Annotated in this window: 6 protein-coding genes; 3 read left to right on the top strand and 3 right to left on the bottom strand. The window is 66.0% G+C overall.

Annotation, left to right across the window (positions count from 1 at the left end; translation table 11 throughout):
• Window positions 1-4: 4 nt before the first annotated feature.
• Both HX774_RS09805 and HX774_RS09800 read right to left on the bottom strand, forming a co-directional pair.
• The gene (locus HX774_RS09805) at window positions 5-532 is read right to left on the bottom strand and encodes a DUF1465 family protein (RefSeq protein ID WP_114818768.1); all 528 of its coding nucleotides are present in this window, start codon (window positions 530-532) and stop codon (window positions 5-7) included.
• A 103-nt stretch (window positions 533-635) separates the two neighbouring features.
• Window positions 636-839 (bottom strand): DUF1192 domain-containing protein, encoded by a 204-nt coding sequence (locus HX774_RS09800; RefSeq protein WP_114818774.1) that lies wholly within the window; start codon window positions 837-839, stop codon window positions 636-638.
• 79 nt (window positions 840-918) lie between these two features.
• On the opposite strand from HX774_RS09800, the gene HX774_RS09795 reads away from it, so the two are divergent.
• Complete coding sequence (locus HX774_RS09795) at window positions 919-1890, top strand: NAD(P)H-quinone oxidoreductase (RefSeq protein WP_178826427.1); 972 nt, start codon at window positions 919-921, stop codon at window positions 1888-1890.
• 46 nt (window positions 1891-1936) lie between these two features.
• On the opposite strand, the gene HX774_RS09790 is transcribed toward HX774_RS09795, so the two are convergent.
• On the bottom strand, window positions 1937-2572 hold the full coding sequence (locus HX774_RS09790; protein WP_178826402.1) for a beta/gamma crystallin-related protein: 636 nt from the start codon (window positions 2570-2572) through the stop codon (window positions 1937-1939).
• Window positions 2573-2784: 212 nt separating this feature from the next.
• On the opposite strand from HX774_RS09790, the gene HX774_RS09785 reads away from it, so the two are divergent.
• Window positions 2785-3450 (top strand): DUF1013 domain-containing protein, encoded by a 666-nt coding sequence (locus tag HX774_RS09785; RefSeq protein WP_114818696.1) that lies wholly within the window; start codon window positions 2785-2787, stop codon window positions 3448-3450.
• Between the two features lie 324 nt (window positions 3451-3774).
• The gene (locus HX774_RS09780) at window positions 3775-12735 is read left to right on the top strand and encodes a peroxidase family protein (protein WP_178826400.1); all 8961 of its coding nucleotides are present in this window, start codon (window positions 3775-3777) and stop codon (window positions 12733-12735) included.
• The last annotated feature ends 36 nt before the right edge of the window (window positions 12736-12771 follow it).

The following is a 12771-nucleotide window of genomic DNA, read 5'->3' as shown; positions in this document are numbered from 1 at the left end:
GGCTTCAGCCCCCGAAGGCCGCCTGCAGGCGATCCAGCTGGCTCTGCACCGGATTGACCGGCTGCTCCTCGTCGCCGCCCAGGTACATCCGCTGGTCCAGGTGCAGGACGCGGTCGTAGAGCTTCTCGGCCCGCACGGCGTATTCGATCAGGGCGATGGGCAGTTCGCGGTGGCTGGGCTCGCTCTCGATCTTGCGGTCGGCCAGCCGATAGCGCGGCTCGCAGGCGGCCACGGCGCTCATGTCGTCCTCGCGCACGGCGCGCTGCACCAGAAGCCAGGACGCGATCTGCATCAGCCGCGTCGTCAGCTTCATGCTTTCGCCCGCATAGGCCAGGGCGGCGGCGCGCGACAGCAGGCGCGAATCCTGGCGGCCGTCGCCGTCCAGATAGGCGGCGGTCTCCTCGACCAGCTCCATCCCCTCGCGGAAGGTGCGGTCAAACAGCTCCGAGCGCGCGAAATCCAGCACCTCAGCGCTGCGTGAACGCAATCCGACCCTGTCAGCGTCGATGGCAGTCAACTCGGTTCTACCCATGAAACGTCACGCGCGTCCGTCAAACTCGCGGGTCAGAACGACGCCGCACGGACCGGAACTGCAATCGTCATGCCACGGATCGCCAAATCGCGGGAGAGGACAATCAGCGGAAATTGAACAGGGCGTCGGCGGCGCTGCGCTTGGAGGACTTGCCGTCGATGGCGGCTTTCGACCGCGCGATCTCGGCCTCCAGCGCGGCGATCCGCTCATGCAGCTCGTCCACGGCGTAGAGGTCCAGGTCCTCGCGTCCCAGCGCCCTCAGCGCCTCGCCGCCCTGGGGTCGGGGCTCCAGATCTTCGAACGTCATCACCGCCTCCGTGGCCAGAAACCACACGAACCCGTATGAAAACGCCCCAATGACGACGATTGCAAGCGGCGGAGACATCATGCGGGTCATCGAAATCGAAGGCGGCAAGGGTCCCGCCGAGGCGCTGCGCCTGGCCGAACGCCCCCAACCTGAACCGGCGCCGGGTGAAATTCTCATCCGTGTGCGCGCCGCAGGGGTCAACCGGCCCGACATCGTCCAGCGGCTGGGCCACTATCCGGCCCCGCCGGGCGCCTCGGACATTCTGGGCCTGGAGGTCGCCGGCGAGGTGGAGGCCTTGGGCGAAGGCGTGACCCGCTGGAAGCTGGGGGACCGAGTCTGCGCCCTGCTGGGCGGCGGCGGCTACGCCGACTACGCCGTGGTCGACGCCCGGCACGCCCTGCCCGTTCCTGACAGTCTCGATTTCGTCCAGGCCGCGGCCCTGCCCGAGACCGTCTTCACCGTCTTCACCAACGTCTTCGAGGGCGGCGGGCTGAAGGCGGGCGAGACCCTGTTGATCCACGGGGCCACCAGCGGCATCGGCGTCATGGCCATCCAGATGGCCAAGGCGGCGGGCGCCCGCGTCATCGCCACCTCGCGCGGCGCGGCCAAGGCCGAAGCCGCCCTGGCCCTAGGCGCCGACGTCAGCCTGGACGCCACAGCCGTCGACCTGTTGGCCGAGATCAAGGCGGCGGGCGGGGCCGATGTGGTGCTGGACATGGTGGGGGCGGCCTACGCCGAACTGAACCTGAACGCCCTGAAGCCCGGCGGGCGATGGGTGGTCATCGCCACCCTGACCGGCGCCCTGGCCCAGATCGACCTGATGCGGGTCATGTTGAAACGAATCGTCCTGACCGGCTCGACCCTGCGCAGCCGCCCAGTGGACGAAAAGGCCCGCCTGGCCGCCGCCGTCGAACAGACGGTCTGGCCCTGGGTCGCGTCCGGCAAGGTTCGCGCCAAGGTCGAGGCGACCTTCCCGCTGGACCAGGCCGCCGCCGCGCATCAGCGACTGGAGACCGGCGACCACGTCGGCAAGATCGTCCTAACGGTCTGAGCCGCCCAAAAAAAACGGGAGGCCGAAGCCTCCCGTTTCAACTTGCTTACCAGTTGCCGCCGCGACGGGCGGGACGCAGCGAGGAGATCCGGTCGTTCATTCCCGTACGGCCCAGATTGCTGACGTCGCCGTCGATGATCTGGCAGCGGCCGCGATAGTTGGCGTCTTCGCAGACTTCCCAGCTGCCGCGACCCAGACGCATCGAGCTGATGGCGTCGTTCAGGCCGCTGTTGCGCAGGTTCGGAACCTCCTGACGGAAGGTCATCGACTGGCCGCGATAGTTGGCGTCGCGATAGACGGTGATCGAAGTGTTGCCCCAACCGCCGCCGTTGCCGCCACCGGGGCCGCCCGGCCAGCCCGGACGATTGCCGCCGCCGGGGCGACCGTTGTTCTCATAGTCGCCGCGATGGCCCTGGCAGACCAACAGGCCGTTGTCGTTGGCGATATCGCTGCTGGAGCAACGCGCCAGCTCAATCGAGGTCTCGCGCATCTGACCGCGCATGTCACGGCAATCGGCGTATAGTCGCCCCTGATTGACGTAGGAGCCTGTGCAGCTCTGCGCATAGCTACCGCGTGGGGCGCCCCGCGCCTGAGCCTGCGCCTCCGCCGAACCCGACGGCACAGTGACGGCGCCGCCAAAGGCCATGACTGCGCTGGCGGCGATAATCGCGAACTGTCTCATGGAGGTGTCCTTCCTGATCCTTTGGCGCACAACGCACCACAAGCCCGACTGTTCAACATTCTCGATGAACCTTTGCTGTACGTGTCATTCGGACAGCGTTTTCTTTTATCGCGAAAGCGCCTATACAGAAGTCTCAGCGCCCGGCCGAAAGGTCGGGCGCCGTCGATTCAAACGCCCGATTTTCGGGCCGCAAACGCCGGGACGCACGCCCCATGACCGACATCCTGATGCCCAAGGCCACCGCGGTCTGGCTGGTGGACAACACCTCGCTCTCGTTCGAGCAGATCGCTGATTTCTGCGGCCTGCACCCGCTGGAAGTGCGCGGCATCGCCGATGGCGACGTGGCGCGCGACATCCGCGGCGTGGACCCGGTCACGGGCGGTCAGCTGACGCGCGAAGAACTGGAAAAGGCGCAGGACAACCCTGACTACCGCATGAAGGCCGTGGTCAGCCGCCACGCCGAGCTGCTGAAGCCGTCCAAGACCGCGCCGAAATATACGCCGGTGTCGCGTCGTCAGGACCGCCCCGACGCCATCGCCTGGTTCGTGCGCAACCACCCGGAAGTGACCGACGCCCAGATCGCCAAGCTGCTGGGCACCACCAAGTCCACCATCGAAACCGTGCGCAACCGCACCCACTGGAACTCGGCCAACATCAAGCCGGTCGATCCCGTGACCCTGGGCCTGATCGGTCAGCTGCAACTGGACGAGATCGTCAAGAAGGCCGCCGACAAGAAGGCCAAGGACGACGCCAAGAACGGCGGCGCCGCCCTGCAATCGATCCAGGCCGAGCCGGAAGAGCCCGAGTTCGTCCCCGAAGAGCGCGTGCGCCCCGGCGCCGAGCCGACCGCCGAATCGGTCTTCGGCAAGAACGACTGATCCTTCCGCACTGAAAATTGGAAACGGCCCCGAAGAGCAATCTTCGGGGCCGTTCTCGTTTTAGCACGGAGGTCAAACCCTGGCGGGCTGGCTAGAGCGACCATGAGACTAATACAGAGGTGCTAGTCCGAACGGCCGGGTCTTGGCGCGCAACCCCGAAGGCCTAGTCCGCCTGGCCAAATCGACGCCCCTCGGCGATCGGCCGATAGTCGCTGGAACGGGAGGCCTGTCTCCGCCCCGGCGCATCGAGCGACCTGATCGATCATGCGCGGAGCCCAGATCACCAACGGCCCTCCCCCAGGCATTTCCGCCCCGGAGGCTAAGATGGTCGCGCTTGTTCAACATGATCTGGAATTCATCCTGAAGCAGATCAAGATCGCCGAGGCGCACGCCAACGGCACGCCCCTGACGGAGATCCGTCTGGACGCCGACGGTCGGGTCATCACCGACCGGAGCTGGTACACCTCGGCCAGCTTCGACCCCACCCTGCCCCTGGCCATCCCGGACGCCAAGACGCCGTTCGGCCTGCGTACGGTGGACGGCAGCTACAACAACCTGATCGAAGGCCGCGAACTCTGGGGCGCGTCCAACCAGCCCATGCCCAGGCTGCTGAACCCCAACTTCATCAACGAGGGCGACGACAGCATGGCGCTGGGCGGCGGCCAGACCGTCGGCAACAACGATTACGGCACGGTCGGCACGCCGACGCCAGGCGTCAACGGCGGGCACTCGGGCAATGTCGCGGACGCGGACCCGCGCCTGATCTCGAACCTTGTCGCCGACATGAGTTTCAACAATCCGGCCGCCATCGTCGCCGCCCTGACCTTTGCCGGCTCGGCGGACGTCTATGGCGACCTGGCCGTGGTGCGCGCCGCCCACACCACCCTCATCAGCACGATTGTCGCCATCAACGCCGACGCCGGCCTCGACGAAGCCGCGAAACAGACGGCGCGCGACGCGGCCCAGGCCCAGTTCGATCTGGTGCTCGAGGCCAAGGGGCTGGAGGCCGAGAACGGCTCGCTGGTCATTCCCAATGTCGCTGCCGATGAAGGCCTCAGCGCGCCTTTCAACGGCTGGATGACCTTCTTCGGCCAGTTCTTCGATCATGGGCTGGACCTGATCACCAAGGGCGGCAACGGGACCATCTACATCCCCCTGGCGCCCGATGACCCGCTGCGCACGCACGGAGCCGACGGCATTCCCGGCACCGGCGACGAGGTTTCTGCGCAGAACGCCTTCATGGTGCTGACCCGCGCCACCCCGGTGGCCGGCCCCGGCGCCGATGGGATCATGGGCACCGCCGACGATACGGCCCAGGAAGCGGTGAATGTCACCACCCCCTTCGTGGACCAGAACCAGACCTATACATCCCACCCGTCGCATCAGGTCTTCCTGCGTGAATATGCGACGGTGAACGGCCGAACCGTCGCCACCGGCCACCTGCTGGACGGCGCGAACGGCGGCCTGAGCACCTGGGCCGACGTCAAGGCCCAGGCCCGCACCATGCTGGGCATCGAACTGAGCGATCAGGACGTCTTCAACGTCCCCCTGCTGCGCACCGACCCCTATGGCCGCTTCATCCCCGACCCGACTACCGGCTACGCCCAGGTCATCGTCGGCATCGGCGCTGATGGCGTGCCCAACACCAGCGATGACATCGTTATCTCGGGGACCGCCGCCAACCCCATCAACCTGATCGCCATGGCGACAACGCCTGTGACCATTAACGGCGTGGACTACTTCGGCCCGGTCCGCACCTCTCACGCCTTCCTCGACGACATCGCCCACAATGCAGTCCCCGGCTCGGTTTACGACGCCGACGGCGATCCTTCGACGCCCGGCGTCCTGGTCGTCCAGGCCGACGGCGACGACGTGGCCGGCAACACCATCGCCGCCGACTTCCGCGGCCGCAAGGTCGCCTATGACGACGAGCTCCTGGACGCCCACTTCGTCACGGGCGACGGACGCGGCAATGAAAACATCGGCCTGACGGCCGTCCACCACGTCTTCCATTCAGAACACAACCGGCAGGTCGAAGCCCAGAAGCTGACCATCCTGCAGTCGGCGGACATGGCCTTCATCAACGAATGGCTGGCCACCGACATCCCCGGACTGCCCGGTAACTTCGCCTCCCTGTCCGCCCTGGATCAACTGGCCTTCGCCAACACGCTGAACTGGGACGGTGAACGACTGTTCCAGGCGGCGCGCTTCGCCACCGAGATGCAGTACCAGCACCTGGTGTTCGAGGAGTTCGCGCGTCAGGTGCAGCCCCTGATCGATCCCATCGTCTTCAACAGCACCACCGACATCAACCCCTCCATCTTCGCCGAGTTCGCCCACACGGTTTACCGCTTCGGGCACTCCATGCTGACCGAGAACATCAGCCTGGTGGATGCGAACACCGGCGCCCAGAGCGAGATCGGACTGATCGAGGCCTTCCTCAACCCCGGAGCCATGAACGCCCTGGGTACAGCGGACGAGGCTACCGCCGCCATAATCGCCGGCATGACCCGCGTGCGCGGCAGCGAGATCGACGAGTTCGTCACCGGCGCCCTGCGCAACAACCTGCTGGGCCTGCCGCTGGACCTGCCGGCGATCAATATCGCGCGCGGTCGTGACGCCGGAATTCCCTCGCTCAACGACGCCCGCGCCCAGCTTTACGCCGCGACCAGCTCAACCTTCCTGGAGCCCTACAAGAACTGGGTCGACTTCGCCGCGAACCTGAAGAACCCCCTGTCGGTGGTGAACTTCATCGCCGCCTATGGCGTCCACGCCAGCATCACCGCCGCGACCACCTCGGCGGCCAAGCAGGCGGCGGCCTGGGATCTCGTGTTCGGCGTCGCAGGCGAATCCCTGTCCGACAGGGCCGCCCGGATCGCCTGGCTGAACGGTCCAGCCGCGGCGACCGGCGTCAACGCCATCGACTTCTGGATCGGGGGTCTGGCCGAAAAGAAGATGCCGTTTGGCGGCATGCTGGGCTCGACCTTCAACGCCGTCTTCGAGGCTCAGCTGGAGAACCTGCAGGACGGCGACCGCTTCTACTACCTGACCCGCACCCAGGGGCTGAACTTCCTCAACCAGCTGGAAGAAAACGCCTTCGCCAAGCTGATCATGAGCAACTCCGCCCTGGCCGACCCTGGGCCCGACGGCATTCGCGGCACCGGCGACGACGTGATCGACCGCCACCTCGGGGTCAATGTCTTCGCCAACTATGACTTCTATCTGGAGGTCAACGCCGCGATGCAACTGGGGCTCGATCCGCTCGGCAACGATCCCGTGCTGGAGGGCATGGGACGCGGCAAGGTTCAGCGCGACGATCCCCTGACAGGCGCTGTAGAAGCCAACTTCCTGCGCTTCACCGGCGGCGAACACGCCTCGGTCGGCGGCACGAGCGGCAATGACACCATCATCACCGACTTCGGCGACGACTCCATCTGGGGCGGTGCCGGCAACGACCGCATCGAATCCGGCGCGGGCGTCGACCTGGTCAACGGCGGCGACGGCGACGACATCATCACCGACAGCGGCGACAGCGGCGATTTCCTCAAGGGCGAAGGGGGCGACGACGTCATCGCCAACTCCAACGGCCTCGACATCCTGATGGGCGGCTCGGGCAAGGACGTCTTCTTCGTCGGCGTCGACGACACGGAGGTGTTCGGAGGCCTGGGCGACGACTTCATCCTGGGCGGCGACGCCGTCGACTTCCTGATGGGCAACGAGGGCGACGACTGGATCGAGGGCGGCGGCGGCTTCGACACCACCGCCGGCGACAATTCCGAGCTGTTCTTCAACTCCACCATCATCGGTCACGACGTGATGTTCGCGGGCTCGGACGAGCATGATTTCGACGCCGAGTCCGGCGACGACATCATGGTCCAGGGCGAAAGCGTCATGCGCAACGAGGGCATGCTCGGCTTCGACTGGGCGATCCACAAAGGCAGCGCGATTGCGGCCGACTCGGATCTGACGAAACCGATCTTCACCACCGACCAGGCCGATATCCTGCGCGACCGTTTCGACGCCGTCGAAGCCCTTTCCGGCTGGAACAAGGATGACCGGCTCTGGGGCGACAACCGCGCTGCGCCGACAGACGCTGGAAATGTCCTCGCCGGCGCCGAGGGCGACATGACCGGCCACGAACTGGACCAGGCCGGCATCGACCGCATCGCCGGCCTCGACCAGATCATCACCCCCAATCTGATGACGACCCGCCCCTATTGGGCGGACAGCACCGGCGAAGTGAAATCGGTGTTCGTCGGCGGGAACATCCTGCTGGGCGGCGGCGGCAGCGACGTCATTGAAGGCCGCGGCGGCGACGACGTGATCGATGGCGACGCCTGGCTCAACGTGCGGATCTCGATCCGCGACACGGCCGGCGCCGAAATCGCCACGATCAACAGCCTCAAGGACAATGTGACGCTGGACGGCGTGACCAAACCCCTTTCGGTCTGGATGCTCGATCGCGCCATTGCGCCCAGCCAGCTCCACATCGTGCGCGAGATCCAGCACGACGACAGCGGCGACGATGTCGCCGTCTATTGGGACGTTCGCGCCAACTACGACATCACCTCGAACCCTGATGGTTCCGTGACCATTTTCCACCGCGCGCAGACCATCGGGGCGATTGATCCCGCCACAGGTCAGAACCGCGTGTCCGACGGGACCGACACCATCCGCAACATCGAGGTGCTGCGCTTCGCCGATGGCGACGTCAGCCTCTCGCCGCCGGAGCTATTCCTGCAACAGGTCATTCGGCAGTACGCGGACAACTTCAACACCGCGAACCTCGGCGCCTCGACGGGCAGCGCGCCCTGGAACCCTGACTGGGTTGAGGCCAACGACAGCGGCGGCGTCACCACCGGCCAGATCCGCATCGACGGCGGCAACAACAACGTCCTGCAGTTCACTCAAGGCGATGGCGCGCAGATCCAGCGGACCGTCGAACTGGGCGGCAAGCTGTCGGCCTCGGTGGCCTATTCGGTGGATGAGAACGGCCTCGACGCCGGAGAGACCGTGACGGTCTTCTTCTCGCGGGACGGCGCCGAAGCGGCGATGGTCCAGATCGACCAGATCACCGGCACGACCGGCAATGCGAACAGGAACATCGCGCTCGAAGGCCCCTTCACCCAGAACGCCTTCATCCGCTTCGTGACCTCCGGCATTTCCGCCGCCACCGAGACGGTCAACATCGACAATCTGACCATCAGCTTCACGGAGTCGGCGAACCGGGACTATGAGACCACCTTCACCGAGAACGGCGCCGATCAAAGCATCGCCTCCGGTCCGCTGATCGTCGAGGACGAACAGATCGTCTCGGCGCGCGTGGTCCTGACCAACGCCCAGGCGGGCGACGCCTTCGACGTGCCGGTCAACCTGCCGGGGAACATCACCCGCACGATCGACACCTCTGTTCCGGGCCAGATCATCGTCACCCTGACCGGCAATGAACCCAGCATCGCCAACTGGCAGGCTGCGCTTCAGGCCGTCGAGTTCCGCAACACCTCGCAGAACCCCGGCACGGTCGACCGGGTCATCGAGGTGAGCGTCAATGACGGCTTCCTCTCCAGCCAGGTCGCCCGCACCACGGTCAACGTCGTGGCGGTCAACGACCAGCCGGCGGTCAACAATGACACGGTGATCACCAACGTCGCGACCGGGTCCTTCGTAATCCCTGAATGGGTGCTACTGCGCAACGACGTCGACGTCGACGGCGACACCATCGCCGTCACGGGGCTGAGCAACACCAACGGCCTCACGGCCACCCGCGCCGGCGGCGTCGTGAGCGTGACCGACACGGGCGGGGCCGGCGGGTCCTTCGTCTATACGGGCAATGACGGCTCAGGCGCCGGAAACGCCACGGACACGGCGACGGTGACGCTTACCCGGGACGTGACCGGCGTCATCGGCGGCACCAATGCGGCCAACATCCTGATCGGCAATGACGCCGCCAGCACCTTCGACGCGGCGGAAGGTGACGACGTGATCCTCGCCGGCGGCGGCGACGACACCATTCTGTGGAATGCCGGCGACGGCCAGGACTTCGTCGATGGCGGCTTGGGCAACGACACCTTCACGGTCACCGGCAACAATACCGCCGAGGCCTTCGTCGTCTATTCCCGCGTCGCGGCGCAGGCCGACGGCATCCTGGGTCTGCGCCCTGAGACCGAGATCGTCGTGACCCGGAATGGCGCGGTGATCGCCGAGCTCGACAATATCGAGGAAATCATCATCAACACCGGCCTGGGCAATGACACCGTCACCACTCGTGGCGACTTCAACCCGACCAGCCTCAGCTTCTCGACCATCACCATCAATGACGGCGGAGGCAGCGACACCCTCGACATCACGGGCATGGAGTCCGCGCACCGCGTCGTCCTCCGCTCCAACGGCGGCAACGACACCATTGTCGGCGCCCTGCGGCCCCAGGATGTGATCGAACTGGCCGAAGGCAAGGCGTTCAGAGACTACGTGAAGACCTACAATCCAGACGGCAGCATTCGGCTGGCGAGCGGCGCTCACACCATCACCTACTTCGGCACGCCGAGCCTGGCCGCCGAGGGCGTCGTCCTGCCGCCGTCCAACAGCGCCTTCAACCTGCCGATGGACGAAGAGGACTTCAGCGATCTGTTGCAGATGGTGCGCGACGGCCTGGTCCGGGATGCTTCAGGCCTGGGCAATAATGTCGCCAATCCCTATCTGGCCAACGCCAGCCAGCCCTTCATACGCCTGACCGACCCCTATTATACCGACGGCGCTTCGGGCGTGCGCCAGACCACCCTGACGCCCCGTCAGATCTCCGACCTGATCTCGAACCAGGACAATGACGGCGACGGCTTCGAGGAGAGCGCGCCCAACGCCTTCGGCGGCACCGCCCTGCTGACCGCCTTCGGCCAGTATTTCGACCACGGCCTGGACTTCATCAACAAGGGCGCGCCGGGCAATATGCCGATCGGGTCGCCCTCCTTCCCGATCTCGGCGCCGCGCGCCAATATCGTGCCCGAGACCGGCGTCGATCCCGACGGCGTGCCCAACACGGGCGACGAGATCCCGGCCCAGTACCTCAATAACACCTCGCCCTTCGTCGACCAGAACCAGGCCTACGGCTCTCACGAGGCGATCACCGATCTGCTGCGGCAATGGGTGGTCGGCCCTGACGGTCAACCGCTCCAGACTGCCTATCTGCTGAGGGGAGCGCCTGACGCCACGGGCCGCGCCAACCTGCCGACGCTGGACGACATCCGCGCCAACTACCGGATCATGACCGGCGGTCAGGAACTGACGGCCGAGGACATCAGCAACTACGACGGCACAGGCCAGCCGCTGCTGATCGACTTCGTGCCCGTTTACAAGACCGTGCCCGGCTCCGGTCCTGTGCTCGATCTGGACGCTATCGGCCACTACTACGTGGTCGGCGACGGTCGCGGCAACGAGAACGTCATGCTGCTCTCGGTCCATACGATCTGGGAGCGCAACCACAACCACTGGGTCGACCGGCTCAAGGAATCGACCAACGGCGCTTGGACCGAAGAACAGTATTTCGAAGCCGCGCGCATCATGAACGTGGCCGAGTATCAGCGGGTCGTCTTCACCGAGTTCGCCCAGGCCATGGCTGGCGGGTTGGACGACGACGATGAGCATGGCTTCGAGGGCTATGATCCGACGGTGGACGCCTCCATCTCGCTGGAGTTCGCCCAGGCGGCCTACCGCTTCGGCCACTCCATGCAGAACGAGACCGTCAGCTATGTGGACGCCAACGGAACGACCCAAGAAATCTCGCTGGTGCAGGCCTTCCTGAACCCCGCGACGTTCGCCGGCATCGGCCTGGACGCACTGCTGCTCGGCGCCGCCGCGACCCCGCATGAGGCTATCGACGTCGATATCGTCAACGCCCTGCGCAACCAGTTGGTCGGAAGGCCGCTGGATCTGGCCGCGCTCAACATCTTCCGCGGACGCGACGTCGGCATCCCGCCGTTCAACGCCGTTCGCGAACAGCTCTACGCCAAGACAGGCGACGCCAGCCTGCTTCCCTATACGGGCTGGGCGGACTTCCAGGCGCGCAACGGCCTGTCCAACGAAGCCCTGCAACAGCTCAAGACGGCCTACCCCGACGGCTTCGCAAGCATGGACCTGTGGGTCGGCGGCCTGTCCGAGAAGCCCCGCCACGGCCAGCTCGGCTCCACCTTCGGCTACATCTTCCTGGACCAGCTGAACCGGCTGCAGCACGGCGACCGGCTCTATTATCTCGAGATCTTCGACGACTCCCTGTTCAACGACGGGCAGGCGCTGACCTTCTCCGAGATCATCATGCGCAACACCGGGCTGACCAACCTGCCCGAGCACATCTTCCAGCCGAACCCGCCGCCGCCTGCCGGCGATGATGAGGAGGAGGAGGATGACGACAGCACGCTTCCTCCCGGCGATGATGACGACGACGATACGGGCCAGCCCGGCGGCGACGATGATGATGACGATGATGACGGCGTCGACACCGGCCTTCCCCCCGTCGTCGTTCCCGTCACGCCGCCCGTGGACCAGGTTCTGAGCGGCGGTTCCGCCGACGACGCCCTGGTCGGGGGCGACGGCGACGATACCTTGAACGGCGGGTCGGGCGACGACACCCTGACCGGCGGCGACGGCGACGACTTCCTCTATGGCGGCTCCGGCGACGATGTCATGAAGGGCGGCGCGGGCGACGACCATCTGAGCGGCGGTTCCGGCGATGATCGCCTGGACGGCGGGGCCGGCGACGATGTCCTGACCGGCGGTTCTGGCGACGACGTCTTCGCCTTCGGCGACGGCGACCGGATCACTGACTTCAAGGTCGGGACGGACAGGATCGACCTCAGCGGCCTCGGCGTGACCGCGGCAAGCTTCGCTTCAATGGTCGCCATAGGCGCGGCAGGATCGGGCGCCAGCGTGACGATCGGCGGACGCACCCTGCTGCTGGACGGGGTCGCAAGCGGCAGCCTCACGCCGACCGCCTTCATCCTCGACGGTTCGCCCGGCCTCGCTCCGGCGACGCAACACGAAGCCTCTCTGCCCACCGGAGAAATGGGAAAGCAGGTCCCCCTGTCGAGCATGATCGATCCGGATGCGGACGACTTCGTCATCCCGCACGGACGGCCGTTCGGGTCCAGGATTTCCGAAGCCTGGCCTGACTGGTCGCCAGGGGGCCTGAAGTTCAGAAGCCTGAACGAAGAACCCGGCCATCACATCTTCAAACTCTTCGACGCCGTCATGTTCGAGAGCGACCGGAACGATGACGACGGATACATTTTCGGGTGATCTCCGCCGGGCCGCGCGCCTCGGCGCGGCCGGCGC

The organism is Brevundimonas sp. P7753 (genome assembly GCF_013386595.1).
Taxonomy (GTDB): Bacteria; Pseudomonadota; Alphaproteobacteria; order Caulobacterales; family Caulobacteraceae; genus Brevundimonas; species Brevundimonas bullata.
This window is presented reverse-complemented; position numbering and strand designations above follow the sequence as displayed.

Bases quoted from the DNA above. Each gene is read 5' to 3' on its own strand.
- HX774_RS09805 (WP_114818768.1), bottom strand. From the start codon at position 532: ATGGGTAGAACCGAGTTGACTGCCATCGACGCTGACAGGGTCGGATTG.
- HX774_RS09800 (WP_114818774.1), bottom strand. From the start codon at position 839: ATGACGTTCGAAGATCTGGAGCCCCGACCCCAGGGCGGCGAGGCGCTG.
- HX774_RS09795 (WP_178826427.1), top strand. From the start codon at position 919: ATGCGGGTCATCGAAATCGAAGGCGGCAAGGGTCCCGCCGAGGCGCTG.
- HX774_RS09790 (WP_178826402.1), bottom strand. From the start codon at position 2,572: ATGAGACAGTTCGCGATTATCGCCGCCAGCGCAGTCATGGCCTTTGGC.
- HX774_RS09785 (WP_114818696.1), top strand. From the start codon at position 2,785: ATGACCGACATCCTGATGCCCAAGGCCACCGCGGTCTGGCTGGTGGAC.
- HX774_RS09780 (WP_178826400.1), top strand. From the start codon at position 3,775: ATGGTCGCGCTTGTTCAACATGATCTGGAATTCATCCTGAAGCAGATC.